Annotated in this window: 16 protein-coding genes; 12 read left to right on the top strand and 4 right to left on the bottom strand. The window is 63.8% G+C overall.

Features of this window, described 5'->3' with window-relative positions:
• Positions 1-188 precede the first annotated feature (188 nt).
• From E8A46_RS27885 to E8A46_RS27865, 5 genes are read left to right on the top strand one after another with little or no spacing between them, the layout of a single operon-like run.
• Complete coding sequence (locus E8A46_RS27885) at positions 189-800, top strand: DUF1285 domain-containing protein (RefSeq protein ID WP_291568055.1); 612 nt, start codon at positions 189-191, stop codon at positions 798-800.
• Positions 797-1,468: a CoA pyrophosphatase gene (locus E8A46_RS27880; protein ID WP_291568053.1), complete on the top strand. Its 672-nt coding sequence runs from the start codon at positions 797-799 to the stop codon at positions 1,466-1,468. Before E8A46_RS27885 ends, E8A46_RS27880 begins: the two co-directional genes overlap by 4 nt.
• Positions 1,465-1,728, top strand: coding sequence for a DUF6111 family protein (locus E8A46_RS27875; RefSeq protein WP_291568051.1), 264 nt, complete (start codon positions 1,465-1,467; stop codon positions 1,726-1,728). The genes E8A46_RS27880 and E8A46_RS27875 overlap by 4 nt, the downstream gene beginning before the upstream one ends.
• The gene (locus tag E8A46_RS27870; RefSeq protein WP_291568050.1) at positions 1,725-2,981 is read left to right on the top strand and encodes a CCA tRNA nucleotidyltransferase; all 1,257 of its coding nucleotides are present in this window, start codon (positions 1,725-1,727) and stop codon (positions 2,979-2,981) included. The genes E8A46_RS27875 and E8A46_RS27870 overlap by 4 nt, the downstream gene beginning before the upstream one ends.
• Positions 2,978-3,745, top strand: a complete 768-nt coding sequence (locus E8A46_RS27865; RefSeq protein WP_291568048.1) for a TSUP family transporter — start codon at positions 2,978-2,980, stop codon at positions 3,743-3,745. Before E8A46_RS27870 ends, E8A46_RS27865 begins: the two co-directional genes overlap by 4 nt.
• A 106-nt stretch (positions 3,746-3,851) precedes the next feature.
• On the opposite strand, the gene hemF is transcribed toward E8A46_RS27865, so the two are convergent.
• Together hemF and E8A46_RS27855 are read right to left on the bottom strand one after the other, a co-directional pair.
• On the bottom strand, positions 3,852-4,739 hold the full coding sequence (hemF, locus tag E8A46_RS27860; RefSeq protein ID WP_291568046.1) for an oxygen-dependent coproporphyrinogen oxidase: 888 nt from the start codon (positions 4,737-4,739) through the stop codon (positions 3,852-3,854).
• Positions 4,740-4,896: 157 nt separating this feature from the next.
• A complete protein-coding gene (locus E8A46_RS27855; RefSeq protein WP_291568086.1) occupies positions 4,897-5,382 on the bottom strand; it encodes a tRNA (cytidine(34)-2'-O)-methyltransferase in 486 nt (161 codons plus the stop codon).
• Between the two features lie 269 nt (positions 5,383-5,651).
• On the opposite strand from E8A46_RS27855, the gene petA reads away from it, so the two are divergent.
• From petA to E8A46_RS27830, 5 genes are all read left to right on the top strand, one after another.
• Positions 5,652-6,179, top strand: a complete 528-nt coding sequence (gene petA, locus E8A46_RS27850) for a ubiquinol-cytochrome c reductase iron-sulfur subunit (protein ID WP_291568044.1) — start codon at positions 5,652-5,654, stop codon at positions 6,177-6,179.
• A 65-nt stretch (positions 6,180-6,244) separates the two neighbouring features.
• The gene (locus E8A46_RS27845) at positions 6,245-8,308 is read left to right on the top strand and encodes a cytochrome c1 (RefSeq protein WP_291568041.1); all 2,064 of its coding nucleotides are present in this window, start codon (positions 6,245-6,247) and stop codon (positions 8,306-8,308) included.
• Positions 8,309-8,451: 143 nt separating this feature from the next.
• The gene (locus E8A46_RS27840) at positions 8,452-9,126 is read left to right on the top strand and encodes a dienelactone hydrolase family protein (protein ID WP_291568039.1); all 675 of its coding nucleotides are present in this window, start codon (positions 8,452-8,454) and stop codon (positions 9,124-9,126) included.
• A 90-nt stretch (positions 9,127-9,216) separates the two neighbouring features.
• Positions 9,217-10,125, top strand: a complete 909-nt coding sequence (locus E8A46_RS27835) for an NAD-dependent epimerase/dehydratase family protein (RefSeq protein WP_291568037.1) — start codon at positions 9,217-9,219, stop codon at positions 10,123-10,125.
• A 142-nt stretch (positions 10,126-10,267) separates the two neighbouring features.
• Positions 10,268-12,175 carry a PQQ-binding-like beta-propeller repeat protein gene (locus E8A46_RS27830; protein WP_291568035.1) on the top strand — a complete coding sequence of 636 codons (1,908 nt, stop codon included), beginning with the start codon at positions 10,268-10,270 and terminating at the stop codon, positions 12,173-12,175.
• Positions 12,176-12,195: 20 nt separating this feature from the next.
• Here E8A46_RS27830 and E8A46_RS27825 read toward each other — a convergent pair whose 3' ends face one another.
• Positions 12,196-13,191: a VOC family protein gene (locus tag E8A46_RS27825; RefSeq protein ID WP_291568033.1), complete on the bottom strand. Its 996-nt coding sequence runs from the start codon at positions 13,189-13,191 to the stop codon at positions 12,196-12,198.
• A 326-nt stretch (positions 13,192-13,517) separates the two neighbouring features.
• On the opposite strand from E8A46_RS27825, the gene E8A46_RS27820 reads away from it, so the two are divergent.
• The gene (locus tag E8A46_RS27820; protein ID WP_291568031.1) at positions 13,518-15,683 is read left to right on the top strand and encodes an anthranilate synthase component I; all 2,166 of its coding nucleotides are present in this window, start codon (positions 13,518-13,520) and stop codon (positions 15,681-15,683) included.
• 44 nt (positions 15,684-15,727) lie between these two features.
• Entirely contained in the window at positions 15,728-16,267 is a 540-nt protein-coding gene (locus E8A46_RS27815) for an adenine phosphoribosyltransferase (RefSeq protein WP_291568029.1), read from the top strand.
• Positions 16,268-16,398: 131 nt separating this feature from the next.
• Here E8A46_RS27815 and E8A46_RS27810 read toward each other — a convergent pair whose 3' ends face one another.
• Complete coding sequence (locus E8A46_RS27810; RefSeq protein WP_291568026.1) at positions 16,399-17,211, bottom strand: class I SAM-dependent methyltransferase; 813 nt, start codon at positions 17,209-17,211, stop codon at positions 16,399-16,401.
• Positions 17,212-17,357: the final 146 nt, after the last annotated feature.

Here is a 17,357-nt window from a genome sequence, read left to right as displayed (position 1 = left end):
TAAACTCATGCGAACGTTATGTGTTCGTTGAATTAAACTATCCCCACATTATCGGCATTTCGGGGTATGAACGGCATCACGATGTGGCGACTTGATCCGGGATATCACGGGCGGAACTCGTCCAAGGCGCACGCCACGAGACTTGCACCAATCGTGCCAAACCGAGGCGACTAGACTCAGGGCAAACAATGGCGAAGCAAGGGCAGAAACCCGATCAAGGTCTCGAAGGACTGACGGCTGCCGCCCGCGATGCCGCCAATGCCAGCGCGACCGGAAAGGGATTGCCCCCGGTGCATTTGTGGAATCCGCCGTTCTGCGGCGATCTTGACATGCGAATCGCCCGGGATGGTACGTGGTACTATATGGGGACGCCGATCGGGCGGCCGGCGCTGGTCCGGCTGTTTTCGACGATCCTCAAGCGCGAAGAGGGCAAGCACTTTCTCGTGACTCCGGTGGAGAAGGTCGGTATTCGCGTCGACGACGCGCCGTTTCTTGCTGTCGAGATGCTCAGGGAGCACGATGGAAGGGGCCGGGTTTTGCGCTTCCGCACCAATGTCGACGATTGGGTCGTTTGCGACCAGGCACACCGGTTGCGGTTCGAGGCCGCCGCCGATGGCGGCCTCACGCCCTATCTTCACGTCCGCGCCGATCTGTGGGCCAAGGTCACCCGCGCGCTCTACTACGATCTGGTTGACATGGGCGAGGAGCGGATGGTCGATGGTCATCCGATGTTCGGGGTCGCATCGGCCGGGGAATTTTTTGCGATGGCGGACGCGGAGCAGGTGAGGGGCGCGCTTTGAACGGGCCGATGTTGAAGGGTGATCCCGCGGCGATCAGCTCGGCGGAATTTTTCGATCGGGCCCGCGCGCGGCTGCGCTTCGACGTTCCCGCAGGTCTGAGCGATCCCGGCCTGGTTCCTCTCAGCGGCGACCAGGGCACCGACCGCATGCTGCAGATCATCGCGCGCGAGCAGCCGATCCGTCCCGCCGCGGTGTTGATCCCGGTGGTCGACCACCCGCAACCGACCGTGTTGCTGACGCAGCGCTCGGCCCATCTCAACGATCACGCCGGCCAGATTTCCTTTCCCGGCGGCAAGATCGATGCGACCGACGCCTCGCCGCTCGATACGGCGTTGCGTGAGGCCGAGGAAGAGATCGGCCTGAGCCGCGAATTCGTCGATCCGGTCGGTTATCTCGATCTGTACGGAACCAGCTTCGGATTCCGCATCCTGCCGACGGTCGCGCGGGTGCGGCCGGGCTTCAAACTGCGCATCAACCAAACCGAAGTCGACGATGCCTTCGAGGTCCCGCTGGCGTTCCTGATGAATCCGGCGAACCATCAGCTGCACAGCAAGGAATTCCGCGGCATCGAGCGTGCCTACTACGCCATGCCCTATGAGGAACGCTACATCTGGGGTGCCACGGCCGGAATCCTGCGCGTGCTGTATGAACGGATTTGCCTGCCATGATCCGACCGGCCTTCACCGAGATCGGAATTTTCCTGATCCCTTTCGGGGTCTACGTGCTGTTTTTGATCGCGACGCGCTCCGGATTGCTGGTGCAGTCTTCCTGGCCGCTAAGCGTCATCGCCAAACTGTTGCTCGGTTCGCTGCTGCTCGTCGTGGCCAGCTTCATCCTGCTTGCGCATTTCTCCGGCGCGCCACCGAACTCCACCTACATCCCCGCGCATGTGGAGAACGGCAGGCTGGTTCCCGGAGTTGAAAAATGAGTGACGCGCGGGTGCTCGACAACGCGCCCTGGCTCAATTCCGGTCCAGCCGCCCGCGTGCTGAAGCTGCTGAACGGCAACGGCGAGGAAGCGCGCGTGGTCGGCGGCGCGGTCCGCAATGCGCTGTTGAAGATTGCGGTCGGCGAAATCGACATTGCGACCACCGCCTTGCCCGCCGAAGTGATCCGCCGCGCTAAGGCAGCCGGCATCAAGAGTGTGCCGACCGGTATTGAACATGGCACGGTGACGCTCGTCGTCGATGGCGAGCCGTTCGAAGTCACGACGTTGCGCGAGGACACCGAGACCTTCGGCCGCAAGGCGAAGGTCGCGTTCGGACGCGATTGGGGGCGCGATGCCGAACGGCGCGACTTCACCATCAACGGGCTGTCGGTTGACGCCAATGGCGTGGTGCATGACCACGTCGGCGGGCTGGGCGATATCGTGGCAAGGCGCGTGCGCTTCATCGGAGATCCGAACCAGCGGATAGCCGAGGATTATCTGCGCATCCTCCGGTTTTTCCGGATTCACGCCGCCTACGGCGAAGGTCAGCCCGACCGCGCCGGATACCTCGCATGCATCGCCGGGCGGGCCGGCCTTGCGACGCTCTCGGCCGAACGCGTGCGCCAGGAAATCCTGAAGCTGATGATCGCGGAAGGCGCGGCCGGCGCCATTGCCGCGATGGTCGACGGCGGATTGCTGCTGCCGATTTTCGGCGGCGTCGCCTATACGGGCCCGCTGGCGACGATGATTGCGGCAGAGCGCGCGCTGGGATTTGCGCCGGACCCGGTTCGCCGTCTTGGCGCGCTGGCGGTCGCCGTCACCGAGGATGCGAGGCGGCTCGCTGCCCGCCTGCGACTGACCAATGCCGAGACCAAGGCGCTCGATTCCATGGGCCATCGCTGGTGGCGGCTCGCCGGCATGGACGAGGCAACCGCGCGCCGGCGGCTTTATCGGCTTGGCGAAGATCGCTACCGCGACCGGCTGCTGCTCGCCTGGGCGCGCTCGGGAGGCGATGCCGGTGCGGCGTCGTGGCGGGAGCTTGCCACCTTGCCGCGGCGCTGGAGCGCGCCGAAATTTCCCCTCAAGGCCGCCGATTTCATCGCGCGCGGAATTGCCCAGGGTCCCGGGCTCGGGCAGGTGCTGGCGCTGGCCGAGGACGCCTGGCTGGCGGCGGAGTTCCCGCTCGACGAGCCGGCGCTCAAGGCCATCGCCGATCAGACCGTCACGCGTTTCAGCCGCGACGGCCGGCCGTGAACCTGGTTGCCGGCTTTGCCGATATTTCGCTGGCGCGGCTGCTGCTGGTCGCGGGCGTCGCATTGTTTGCCTCGGTGGTCGGCGGCCTCGCAGGCTACGGCACCGGCGCGCTGATGCCGCTGGTTCTGGTGCCGCTGATCGGCGCCGAACCGGTGGTGCCGATCATCGCGATATCGGCCGTGTTCACCAATCTCAGCCGCGTCACGGCCTATCGCCGTTACGCCGACGGCCGCCGCGCGCTGATCGTGATCTCGGCCGCCGCATTGACGACCGCGCTCGGCGCTTACGGCTATACGCGGCTGACCAATGCCGGCGCCGCGCTGGTGATCGGCGCCATGCTGATGTCAAGCGTGCCGCTGCGCCGTCTGGCCAGACGCCGCAACTTCCGGATCGGTGACACCGGGCTCGGCTTTGGCGCGGTGGGTTACGGCATCGTGGTTGGCGGCACCTCGGGCTCGGGCGTGATCTTGCTGTCGCTGCTGATGGCCGCGGGCCTCGAGGGCGCGGCGGTGATCGCGACCGATGCGGTGATCTCGGTTGCGACCAGCGCCATCAAGATTTCCGTGTTCGGATTGGCCGGCGCCGTCACCGCGCAGGTCCTCGCTTTTGCACTTCTGATCGGCGCGATCGCGCTGCCCGGGGCATTTTTCGCGCGAGCCTTCGTCGAGCGCATGCCGGTGCATATCCACACCGCCATCCTCGACGCCGCCGTGATCGCCGGCGGCGTGGTGATGATATCGGCGGCGGTGCGGCAGATGGTGTGATTCTGTTCGGGTTATGTCATTCCGGGGCGATGCGAAGCATCGAACCCGGAATCTCGAGATTCCGGGTCTGGTCCTTGCGGACCATCCCGGAATGACGAGGGTCGCCCTACGGCCACTTCACTTCCGGCGGCATCGACGACAGGATCGATTCCACATTACCGCCGGTCTTGAGGCCGAAAATGGTGCCGCGGTCGTAGAGCAGATTGAATTCGACGTAACGCCCGCGCCGGATCAATTGCTCCTCGCGGTCCGCCTCCGTCCACGGCGCGTCGAAATTGCGCCTGACAAGCTCGGGGTAGATGTTCAGGAAAGCGCGGCCGACGTCTTGGGTGAAGGCGAGGTCGGCGTCCCAGTCGCCGGAATCGTGCCAGTCATAAAAAATGCCGCCGATGCCGCGCGGCTCCTTGCGGTGCGGCAGATAGAAGTACTCGTCGCACCACTTCTTGTACTTCTCGTAGCTCGCAACGGTTGTGTGGGCGTCGCAGGCGGCCCGCATCGCGGCGTGAAAGGCGATCGTGTCGGGATCCTCTTGGGTCCGCCGCCGGTCCAGCACCGGCGTCAGATCCGCGCCGCCGCCGAACCACGCTTTGGTGGTGACGACGAAACGGGTGTTCATATGCACCGCCGGGATATGCGGATTGCGCAGATGTGCGATCAGCGAAATGCCCGACGCCCAGAACGCGGGATCGTCAGCGGCGCCGGGAATCTGGGCGCGGAATTCGGGTGCGAATTCGCCATGGACCGTCGAGCAATGCACGCCGACTTTTTCGAACAGCCGTCCACGCATCACGCTCATCACGCCGCCGCCGCCGGGCTGGCCGGTATGGTCGGTGCGCTGCCACGGCGTGCGTACGAAGCGCCCGGCGTCGCCCGGATAGAGCGATGCCGGCGCCTCGTCTTCCAGCCGCTCGAAGGCTGAGCAGATGTCGTCGCGCAGCGCTTCGAACCAGGCCCTGGCGCCTGCCTTGTGTTGTTCGATCACGGAAATATCCATTTACAATACCTGACCCCGCGGGCCGATCCCGGGACTGGTGCGGTGAATTTGAAGTTCCTATCAGTGTCGCTGCAACCTCATCATAGGAACTTCAAATTCAAAAACCGCACCAGAAAACATTAGGTTACCAGTGCTCCCTATGATTCCGAAGTTCGTATCAGAGGTCGCCGCGATCATTTGCGAACTTCGGAATCGGAGCACTGGTTTGCCGCAAGGCCTCGCCCAAAGCCATCGCGGCGGCCATCGCAATATTGAGTGATCGCAGCCCTGGCTTGATCGGTATCACCAGCTGGGCGTCGGCCGCGGCGGCGACCTCGTCCGGGACGCCAGCGGATTCGCGCCCGAACAGCAGGATGTCGTTCAAGCCATATTCATAATCAAGATAGGAGCTGGCCCCCTTGGTTGTGAACAGGATCAGCCGGTAGGCTTTTTCGTTACGCCATTGCTCGAATTTTGGCCACGAGTCGTGGCGCATCAGGGTCACCTGGTCGAGATAATCCATGCCCGCGCGGCGAAAATGCCGGTCCGACACCGGGAAACCCGCGGGCTCGATGATGTGGGCCGCCACGTCCAGGCATGCGCAAAGCCGAAGAATCGTGCCCGTGTTCTGGGGAATGTCGGGCTGGAAAAGCGCAATCTGCATGTGGTGACGGCCCTTCGGGTCTCCCGCGAAATGTCCGGATAAATCATCAATTAGTGCATTGCACGCCGGCCAGCCGATAGCGGGCTTGCGCTCGTCCGGCAAGGGTGCCAATAGAACGATTCTGGACTGCTTGTTCCGCCCGATTGGGTGAGAAAAAGTGGTCTTTCTGCCGCCGCGGGGGTCGCGGGCGCCGGCAGCCTCCCTTGGGTGTCGTTTATGCGCTGCCTGGGGCGGTTCCACCGGCTGCAGCCGAGAAAGGGTATGGAATCGTGACGACAGCGTCTTCGGCGGAACCGACACGCCGTGATTTCCTCTTTGTTGCAACGGGAGCTGCCGCCGCCGTCGGCGGAGTGGTCACGCTCTGGCCGTTCATTTCCCAGATGAATCCGGACGCCTCGACGATTGCGGCCGGCGCGCCGATCGAAGTCGATCTGGCGCCGATTGCCTCAGGGCAGGACATCAAGGTGTTCTGGCGGGGCAAGCCGATCTACATCATGAACCGTACCAAGAAGCAGGTCGACGAGGCCCGCGCGGTGCCTGTCGCAAGCCTGCCAGATCCTGCAACCGACCAATCCCGGGTCAAGGAAGGCCACGATCAGTGGCTGGTCGTGATCGGCATCTGCACTCATCTTGGCTGCATCCCGATCGCCCATGAGGGCAATTACGACGGCTTCTTCTGCCCCTGCCACGGCTCGCAATACGACTCCTCCGGTCGTATTCGCCAGGGACCCGCGCCGGCCAACCTGCCGGTGCCGCCCTATCAGTTCGTTTCCGACAGCAAAATCCAGATTGGCTGAGCCTTAGGATCCGGTATCCGAGACTTGAGCCCGTCGCGTCGTCCTATTTCCCCAGGGATCGCATCATGAGCGGACCATCCGACTACCAGCCGACCAATCCCGCCGTGAAATGGATTGAACGGCGTCTCCCGATTTTCGGTCTCATGCACTCCTCGTTCGTGGCCTATCCGACGCCGCGCAACCTGAACTACTGGTGGACCTTCGGTGCCATCCTTTCGATGATGCTCGGAGTGCAGATCGTGACCGGCGTGATCCTGGCGATGCACTACACGCCGGAGGCCTCGGTGGCCTTCAGGTCGGTCGAAAGCATCGTGCGCGACGTCAACTACGGCTGGCTGCTCCGCAACATGCATGCCAGCGGCGCCTCGATGTTCTTTCTCGCGGTCTACGTCCACATGTTCCGCGGCCTGTATTACGGATCGTACAAGGAGCCGCGCGAGGTGCTGTGGATTCTCGGCGTCATCATCTACCTCTTGATGATGGCGACCGGCTTCATGGGCTACGTGCTGCCGTGGGGCCAGATGAGCTTCTGGGGCGCCACCGTCATCACCAACCTGTTCTCGGCCGTGCCTTACGTCGGTGACAGCATCGTGACGCTGCTGTGGGGCGGCTACTCGGTCGGCAATCCGACGCTGAACCGCTTCTTCTCGCTGCATTACCTGTTGCCGTTCGTGATCGCCGGCGTGGTCGTGCTGCACGTCTGGGCGCTGCATGTCGCGGGGCAGAACAATCCGGCCGGCGTCGAGGCCAAGACCGAAAAGGATACCGTGCCGTTCACGCCCTACGCGACCATCAAGGATGGGTTCGGCGTCTCCTGCTTCCTGCTGTTCTTCGCGTGGTTCATCTTCTACATGCCGAACTATCTCGGCGACGCCGACAACTACATTCCCGCCAATCCCGGCGTGACGCCGGCGCATATCGTGCCGGAGTGGTATTACCTGCCGTTCTACGCGATCCTGCGCTCGATCCCCAACAAGCTCGCGGGCGTGACGGCGATGTTCGCGGCGATCATCGTGTTGGCGTTCCTGCCCTGGCTCGATTCCGCCAGGACGCGCTCGTCCCGGTACCGCCCCTTGGCGAAGCAATTCTTCTGGATCTTCGTCGTGGTCTGCGTGCTGTTGGGCTATCTCGGCGCGCAGCCGCCGGAAGGGATCTATGTCATCGCCGGGCGTATTTTGACGTTCTGCTACTTCGCCTATTTCCTGATCCTGCTGCCGCTGCTGAGCCGGATCGAAAAGCCGAGGCCGATCCCCAACTCGATCGCCGACGATGTGCTCGCCAAGTACGGAAGCAAGTCGGCGGTATCGACGGTGATCGTGCTGGCGCTTGCAGGCGCGCTGTTTGCCGGCAGCGCACAGAATGCCCGGGCCGAGGAGGAGGCCACGCCGCCGTCGCAGAAATGGTCGTTTGCCGGTCCGTTCGGCACCTTCGATCGCGGGGCGATGCAGCGCGGGCTGAAGGTCTACAAGGAAGTCTGTTCCGCCTGCCACGCGCTGTCCTATATCGCGTTCCGCAACCTCGCCGATCCCGGCGGTCCCGGCTATACGGCCGCGCAGGCGACGGCATTTGCTGGCGAATACAAGATCAAGGACGGTCCCAACGATCAGGGCGAAATGTTCGAGCGGCCGGGCCGGCCGGCCGACTACTTCCCCTCGCCATTCCCCAACGAGCAGGCTGCGCGCGCGGCCAATGGCGGCGCGTTGCCGCCGGACTTGTCGCTGATCACCAAGGCGCGCTCCTACGAGCGCGGCTTTCCGAAATTCGTGTTCGACTTCTTCAGCACGTTCCAGGAGCAGGGCCCGAACTATGTCGATGCCATCCTGCAGGGGTTCGAGGACAAGCCGCCCGCCGGGGTGACCATCCCCGAGGGCTCCTACTACAACAAGTATTTCCCCGGTCACTCCATCAAGATGCCGAAGCCGCTCAGCGACGGTCAGGTCACGTTCGACGACGGTTCGCCGGCAACGGTGGCGCAATACGCCAAGGACGTCACCACGTTCCTGATGTGGGCGGCGGAGCCGCATATGGAGGCCCGCAAGCGGCTTGGGCTGCAGGTCTTCGTGTTCTTGATCATTTTTGCGGGCCTGATGTACTTTACCAAGAAGAAGGTCTGGGCTGACGCGCACTGACGTCGGCGACGGTTGTGACTTCGAAAAGCCCCTCCGGGGGCTTTTTTGTTTTGCGATTGTGATTCCGTCCACGATTGCTTCTCGCCCGCCCAGCGGACAGAATGCCGGCCGATCGCCCCCCAAGAACATCACCGGAGGAATCCATGGGCACCAGCATCTCGTTCAAACGTCCGGACGGCAAGGACGCCAACGGCTATCTCGCCAACGCCGCGCGCGGCAACGCGCCGGGCGTCGTGGTGATCCAGGAATGGTGGGGGCTTCAGGAGCAGATCAAGGGGCTGTGCGACCGCTTCGCGGTGGCCGGCTTCGACGCGCTGGCGCCCGATCTCTATAACGGCAAGGTGGTGCCGTATCACGACACCGACGCCGCCGGCAAAGAAATGAACTCACTCGACTTCATGGACGCCACCATGCAGACGGTGCGCGGCGCCGCGCAATATCTCGCTCGCAACGGCGCCAAGGTCGGCTTGACCGGCTTCTGCCTCGGTGGCGCGGTCACCATCATCGGCGCCACCAAAATCCCCGAACTGACCGCGGGCGTCGTGTTCTACGGCATTCCGCCGGAGGCGGCGGCGAAGCCGGCCGATGTGAAGATTCCGCTGCAGGCGCATTTCGCTAGCAAGGACGACTGGTGCACGCCGCAGGTGGTCGATGCGTTCGAGAAGGCCATGAAGGCCGCCGGCAAGTCGCTTGAGCTGTTCCGCTACGACGCCGACCACGCCTTCGTCAACGAGCAGCGCATGTCGGTGCACGATCGCAAGGCGGCGGAACTGGCCTGGGGCCGCGCCACCGACTTTTTCAGGAGGCATCTGGGGTGAGGTGCCTGTCATAGACGACGCTATGGGGGGAGAAGGCTGCCGCCGGTATCCATCACCCCGGGTCCGGCAATGCTCGCTTGAAGGGCTGCGATGAAGGTCTTCTGCACAGGCGCGTCCGGCTATATCGGCGGATCGGTGGCCGCGCATCTCGTGGCCGCCGGACATCAGGTGACCGGCCTGGTTCGCTCGCCGGAGAAGGCCGATGCGGTTCGCGCCCGGGGCATCGAGCCGTTGCTGGGAACGCTGGACGATGGGCAATTTCTGGCGCAAGCGGCACAAGCCGCCGACATCGTCATCAATGCGGCGAGCGCCGATCACAACGGCGCGGTCGCTGCCCTGCTTGGCGCGCTGGCCGGAAGCGGCAAGCTGTTCATGCACACATCGGGATCGAGCATCGTCGGCACGCGCGCCAAGGGCCATCGATCTGACGCGATCTTTGACGAAACTTCACCGATCACCCCTTCGCCCGCCCGCGCAGCCCGGGTCGCGTTGAACGATCTCATTCTCTCGTACCGCGACAAGGGCTGCCGTCCGGTCATCGTCTGCCCGAGCCTGATCTACGGCCTCGGCCATGGCATCGAGCCGCACAGCATGCAGGTGCCGCTGGTCATCGGCCTTGCCAGAAAACGAGGTTGCGCGGCCCACGCCGGACCCGGCGAGAACATCTGGTCGAACGTCCACATCGACGATCTGGTGACGCTCTACGCACTTGCGATCGAGAAAGCGGCCGCCGGAGCGTTCTTCTTTGCCGAGAACGGCGAAAATTCGATGCGCGAGATTTGCGAAGCCATCAATCGCATGCTGGGTTACGAGGGAGCACCATCGGCGATGTCGATGGCAGAGGCGACCTCCGAATGGGGCGAGGGCCTCGCCGAGGACACGATGGCTTCGAACAGCCGGGTGCGCGCGGTCCGGGCGCGGCAGCTCGGCTGGCAGCCGAAGGCGCGGAGCCTGATCGAAGAGATCCAACACGGTTGTTATCGCGAGCAGATCGCTTGACGTGGTTGCCGAGTGGCGGCAACTTGCACGCTCAGATTGAATCGGCGTGACGACGTTTCCGTGGTCTGCTAAGCCAGATCGCGCGCGGTTCGATCACGTTGATCGACGGGTACTGGTGAAACCTCGCCAAGAAGGAACGACGATGTCATCCTGGTCCCGTATCCGGCGTGCGGTCTTTTCGTCCCTGTCGTTTTCGATCGGACTCATTCTCGCCACCGCTGCCATGCCATCCCATGCCGAGGAGATGGCTTCGTCGTCGGGCGAAGCGCTCTATCGGGAGCGTTGCGCCACATGCCATGAGGGTGGGGTGGCGCGCGCGCCGGACAGGAATGCTCTGCGTCTCCTCTCGCCGGAGCGGATCGGCTTCGCTCTGGCCTATGGGATGATGAGTCAGCAGGGTCGGGATTTGAGTCGAGGCCAGATCGGCGACGTCGTGCGGTTCCTGGCGGGAGGTCCAGCGGCGCCGCCTCCGGTGCTACCGGATTCGAGCTGCCGCGAGCCGGCTCCTGTGCTGAGCGAAACGTCCCTGCCGCGCTGGAACGGTTGGGGTGTCGACATCCGCCAGCATCGCTTCCAGCCTGCAGACCAGGCCCAACTTGCGCCGGACGATGTTCCGCGCCTGAAGTTGAAATGGTCGTTCGGATTCCCGAGCGACGTCAGGGCCTACGCGCAGCCGACCGTTTTTGGCGGCCGGGTGTTCGTCGGCAGTGCCGGCGGCAAGGTCTATGCGCTCGATGCAAAAACCGGCTGCCAACGCTGGATGTTCGATGCAGGATTCGGCGTGCGCACGGCGATTACCATCGGTGAGGACGCACGTGGCACAACGGCCTATTTCGGTGATCAGCGTGGCCATGCCTATGCGCTCGACGCCGATACCGGCAAACTTTTGTGGAAGCGGCGCGTCGAGGAGCATCAGGCGGCCATGATCACGGGCGCACCTGCATTGGCCGATGGCGTTCTTTACGTGCCGGTCTCCTCCCTGGAGGAAGCGCTGGCAGCCGATCCGCGCTACTCCTGCTGCACCTTCCGCGGACTCATCGCCGCACTCGATGTGGGCACAGGCGAGGTCAAGTGGCGCGCTTACGTCTCACCGCCCGCGCAAGCGCAGGGCATCAGTTCAATCGGCGTCCAGCTGTTCGGACCCTCGGGCGGCGCGATCTGGTCGGCGCCGACGGTCGATCTCAAGGCGAACACGATCTACGCGACTACGGGCGACAGCTATTCGAATCCAGCCCAGGACACTTCCGACGCCTTCATCGCGTTCGACACGACGAGCGGAAAGCTCAAATGGTCGCGACAGATGACCGAGCGTGATGCCTACAATGTTGCGTGCACCACGCAGTATCGCAGCAACTGTCCGGATGCCAAAGGTCCCGATTTCGACTTCGGCTCGTCCGCGATCCTCGTCGATCTACCCGAGGGCAAGCGCGCGCTGATCGCGGGGCAGAAATCCGGCATGGTGCACGCGCTCGATCCTGATCATGACGGCGCCGTGCTGTGGCAACGGCGCGTCGGCCAGGGCGGCACGCTTGGCGGCGTGCAATGGGGCATGGCCACCGACGACGAGAACATCTATGTCGCCGTCTCGGATATCGGCTTGCAAAGAGTGGCGGCGGGAACGCCCGGCGGTCAGAAATCGATCTTCGGGCCGGGTGAGTTGAAGATGGACCCGCGCGCCGGTGGCGGGCTTTTTGCCTTGAAACTCGCCACCGGCGAGATCGTGTGGCACACGCCGCATCCCGGTTGCAACGATCGGCCGGGCTGTAGCCCGGCACAGTCGGCGGCGGTCACGGCGATCCCGGGCGTCGTGTTTTCCGGCGGGCTCGACGGCCACCTGCGCGCCTATGCTGCGAAGACCGGCGAGGCCATCTGGGACGTCGACACGATGCAGGACTATCAGACCGTCAACGGTGCGCCGGCGCATGGCGGCTCGCTCGACGGCCCCGGAGCCGTCGTTGCCGGTGGCATGCTCTACGTCAATTCAGGCTACACCAACTTCGGCACGATGCCGGGCAATGTGCTGTTGGCGTTTTCGGTGGATGGGAAGTAGGACCACGGCAACCTCTTCACTTACCCCTTCATCCCGTCCCACCACGCGCAGGTGCCCGACATCAGCCTGTAATTGCCCTCCATGACCTGAACCGGCGCCCGCAGGCCGGCGGCTGCGGCGCGCATCCGCATCTCGCGCGCCACCTCGCGGTCGGCCGGCGGCAGCCAGACCCGTTCATGTCCCCACAGGCTCGGGCCGTCGTGCATCTCGACCGCCTGCCAGGTCGCGGGATCGATCTCGCGGCCGCCCCAGCCGCATTCCATCATGAGCGCGGAGGGGGTCTTGGCGTAAAACGACGTCATCAGGTCGTTGGTGTGACGGCCGAGCGTGACGCTGACGCGCTCAGCCTCGTTCAAGGCGATGTCGTAGCCCTGGCCGACGTCGTCGAGCGAGAACAGCTCCACCATCAGATGATGCATGCCGTTGTTGCCGGTCTCGATCAGCGCAAGTGAATGATGCCGCGCATTGATGTGAAAGAAGTAGGCGCGAAACGGTTTCTCGATGTAGTCGGAAAGCCGGAAGCCGAGCACCTCGACGTAGAACGGCATCACCGCATGGATGTCCTTTACCGTCAGCACGACATGGCCGAGGCCGAGCGGGCCGGTGCGGAAACCGGAGATCGAACGGCCCGGACTGAATGGCTGCTCGGCGATCTCGGCGCCGTAAAACGCCTCCAGCCGATTGCCGGCGGGATCGCGGAACGAAATCAGGCCGCGCACGCGCCTGTTATCGGCAAGTGTCTGCGGCTCGGCCGTGACGTCGATCTGCGCCTGTTCAAGCCGCGCGGCGAGTGCGTCGAGCGCGTCCGCATCGGTCACTTCCCAGCCGAAAAAACGCTCGCCGTCCGGCAACGATTTGTCGACCACGATGCGCTGCTTGCGGTCGTCCATCCGGAACGCCAGCAAAGACGGGCTGCGCTCCACCGCCTGCAGGCCGACCAGTCCGGTGCCGAACTGCCGCCAATCGTCCAGCGCGGCTGAGCCGAACCCGACATATCCCAGCGCCTGCAACGGCATCGAGCGTCTCCCGCTTCCCTGGATCCTGGCCTGAATCCTATGCATGTTTTTCAGGCTTAGGCGAGCGCAACCGGGGTAGATCCCGGCTGCGAGGGGGAGGGAATGGGACTTCCCGCGGGGCGCATCTCCCTTGACGTCCCGGCTCTGCCATGGTGTTTACCGCCCATGAGCACCGTCGTCCGCAAAGCCCGTCTTTGGTGGCCCACCTTCTAGAGGTGGCCGGTGCGATTTCATTTTCCAAGATCGTTCGAGGCCGTCATCGCAGCGCGACGGCCTTTTGTTTGTCCTGTGTGGCGTTCCCTCGGCAAGTTTCGTAAGAGGATCACATGAACAGGACTGTTTTCTCCCTGCCGGCCCGCCTCGAATATCGTAGCCGTGGCGGGCTCGCGATCACCCGCCTGGTGGAGCAATTTTCAGGCGGCGCCAACAGGCTCGATGACCTGATCGACCTGCTCGATCGCCGCCGCGGCGTGGTGCTGTCGTCGGGGACCACGGTGCCGGGCCGCTACGAGAGTTTCGACCTCGGCTTTTGCGACCCGCCCCTGCAGCTGCAGACGACGGGACCGGATTTTTCGCTTTCATCGCTGAATGCGCGCGGCGAAGTCCTGATCGGCTTTCTCGGCGACGTCCTGAGCGACCCCTGCGTCGTCATCACCGAGAAGAGCGCAAGCCGTCTCGCCGGGCATATCGTGCGCGGGCCTGCGCCCGTGGACGAGGACCAGCGCACCCGCCGCGCCAGCGTGATGTCGCTGGTGCGCGATCTGGTGGCCGCATTGGGCGCCAATGACGATCCGATGCTCGGCCTGTTCGGCGCGTTCGCCTACGACCTCGTGTTCCAGATCGAAGACCTGGTGCAGAAGCGCGCGCGCGAGAGCGACCAGCGCGACATCGTGCTTTATGTGCCGGATCGCCTCCTGGCCTATGACCGCGCCACCGGCCGCGGCGTGGTCCTGAGCTACGATTTTGCCTGGAACGGCAAATCGTCGGAAGGCCTGCCGCGCGACACAACGGACAGCGTCTACGCCAAAACCCCGCGGCAGGGATTTTCCGATCACGCGCCCGGCGAATATCAGGCCACCGTCGAGACCGCGCGTGCCGCGTTCGCGCGCGGCGATCTGTTCGAGGCGGTGCCGGGGCAATTGTTCGCCGAGCCCTGCGAACGAACGCCCGCCGAAGTGTTCCAGCGGCTGTGCCGGATCAATCCATCGCCCTATGGCGCGCTGATGAATCTCGGCGAAGGCGAATTCCTAGTGTCGGCGTCGCCGGAGATGTTCGTGCGCTCCGACGGCAGGCGGGTCGAGACCTGCCCGATCTCCGGCACCATCGCCCGCGGCGTCGACGCGATCGGCGACGCCGAGCAGATCCGGCAGCTCTTGAATTCGGAGAAGGACGAATTCGAACTCAACATGTGCACCGATGTCGACCGCAATGACAAGGCGCGGGTCTGCGTGCCCGGCACCATCAAGGTTCTGGCGCGGCGTCAGATCGAGACCTATTCAAAGCTGTTTCATACCGTCGATCATGTCGAGGGCATGTTGCGGCCGGGCTTCGATTCGCTCGATGCGTTCCTCACCCATGCCTGGGCGGTGACGGTGACCGGTGCGCCGAAATTGTGGGCGATGCAGTTCGTCGAGGACAACGAGCGTTCGTCGCGGCGCTGGTATGCCGGTGCGATCGGGGTTGTGAACTTTGATGGCAGCATCAACACCGGGCTGACGATCCGCACCATCCGGATGAAGGACGGTCTCGCCGAGGTACGGGTTGGCGCCACCTGCCTGTTCGATTCGGATCCTGCCGCCGAGGACCGCGAGTGCCAGGTCAAGGCGGCAGCCTTGTTTCAGGCGTTGCGCGGCGATCCGCCGAAGCCGTTGTCGGCGTTCGCGCCGGACGCCACCGGCTCGGGCAAGCGGGTGCTGCTGATCGATCATGACGACAGCTTTGTGCATATGCTGGCGGATTATTTTCGCCAGGTCGGTGCCAGCGTGACGGTGGTAAGATATATTCACGCCCAGCAAATGCTAAACACCGGGAGCTACGATCTCCTGGTGCTGTCGCCAGGGCCGGGGAGACCGGAAGATTTTGCCATCTCCAAAACGATCGATGCGGCGCTGGGCCGGAAGCTGCCGATCTTCGGCGTTTGCCTCGGGGTGCAGGCGATCGGCGAGTATTTCGGCGGCCATCTGGGGCAGCTGCAGCAGCCGGCGCATGGGCGGCCATCTCGCATTCAGGTGCGCGGCGGCCGGCTGATGCAGAATTTGCCCGACGAGATCGTGATCGGCCGCTATCATTCGCTCTACGTCGAACGCGACAGCATGCCCGACGTGCTCCAGGTGACCGCGAGCACCGAGGACGGCGTCGCGATGGCGATCGAGCACAAGACCTTGCCGGTCGGCGGCGTGCAGTTTCACCCGGAATCGCTGATGTCGCTCGGCGGTGAGGTAGGTTTGCGCATCGTCGAGAACGCGTTCCGGCTCGGCGTGCAAATGAACTGAAGACCGCAATTGAAGATGACGAACAGGATTTGAAAGAGACAGCCATGACGCCCGAATACGATCTGAAGGCCACCGTCCGCACCATCCAGGACTATCCGAAGCCGGGAATAATGTTTCGCGACATCACCACGCTGCTCGGCGACGCCCGCGCCTTCCGCCGCGCGGTCGATGAACTGGTGCAGCCCTGGGCCGGATCGAAGATCGACAAGGTGGCCGGCATCGAGGCGCGCGGCTTCATTCTCGGTGGCGCGCTGGCGCATCAGGTTTCCGCGGGCTTCGTGCCGATCCGCAAACGCGGCAAGCTGCCGCACGCCACGGTGCGCATCGCCTACTCGCTGGAATACGGGCTCGATGAAATGGAAATGCACGCCGACGCCATCCATCCCGGCGAGCGCGTGATCCTGGTCGACGACCTGATCGCCACCGGCGGCACCGCGGAGGGCGCGGTCAAGCTGATGCGCCAGATCGGCGCCAACGTGGTCGCGGCCTGTTTCATCATCGATTTGCCGGACCTCGGTGGTGCGGCGAAATTGCGGGCGATGGACGTGCCGGTGCGAACCCTGATGGCGTTCGACGGGCATTGAGGTCGGGATTCCGCCGCGCGTCGTCCCTGTGCACGCAGGGACCCCGACCACCGATTTAGGGCGCGGATTGGCGTGCACCTCGATCAATAGTTCGCTGAAGTAGGCTGTCTCAGTTGGCGGCCTCAGGTGCATCAAGCGCGGGCGATGAGGTAGCGGAACTTGTTGTTCAAATGGTACTCACCTGAAGGTTTGAGGTAGGGTGCAATCGAGTTTGCTACTGCGTCACGAGCGCGCTCCATGCCGGAATTTCGGATGGCTCGTTCGGCAGGTCCGGCAGACAGCATCGCACGAAGCGCAATGTCCAGGTTCGGGTAGATCCACGGACATTCCACGTCGACCACTGCTATCGGGGTAAGACCGGCCTCGGACACCAGCGCCTTCAATTTGGATTCGTCGGACAATGCGAAAGGCCCTGGCGCTCCCGGCGGCGGCGGTGGCATCAACGCACCGAGGGCTTTGAGATGTCCGGCCGCCTCGCAGTCCTCCGGCGGGCCCCAGGTTGCGATCACCACAGCGCCGTCCGGCTGCGTTACGCGGCGTGCCTCGCGCAGAGCGTTGACAGGCGACGCGGCGTATTGAAACGCGTTGAAGCCGGTCACGACATCGAAACTTCCATCCGCGTGCGGCAGCGTTTCCATTTCGCCGACACGCAAGTTACGTCCAGGCAGGCGCTCACGCGCGATATCGATGAACGCGGCGGATGCATCGATGCCGGCGACGTTGGCAATTGTCTTTGAAAACACTTGCGCGGCGAGGCCAGGACCGCAACCGACATCGAGGCTTGATCGCGATTTTGCGAGTTCGGGCCGGCGCTGCACGCTCTCGTACAACGGAAGGAAATAGCGTTCCTGCAATTCGGCGTAATCCCGCGCACGAGCACTCCACAGGTCACCTTGCATCTGTGCGGAGCCGGTGACGCGGGACGATATAATGGTGTCATTCATCGTTGTCTCCTTGGGCGTTGAATACCGAGATGTGCTTGGCGAAAATGTTTGGCCACCGGGGAGCAACGTGTCGGGGGATGGCCCAACCCGTCATGAGACCCTTGGCCCAGGTTTCATTTCAATGTGTTTGAATATCCTGGAATGCT

Origin of the sequence: Bradyrhizobium sp. (genome assembly GCF_004799445.1) — a bacterium.
Classification (GTDB): domain Bacteria; phylum Pseudomonadota; class Alphaproteobacteria; order Rhizobiales; family Xanthobacteraceae; genus Bradyrhizobium.
The sequence above is the reverse complement of the archived record's forward strand: the minus strand, read 5'-3'. Positions and strand labels throughout refer to the sequence as shown.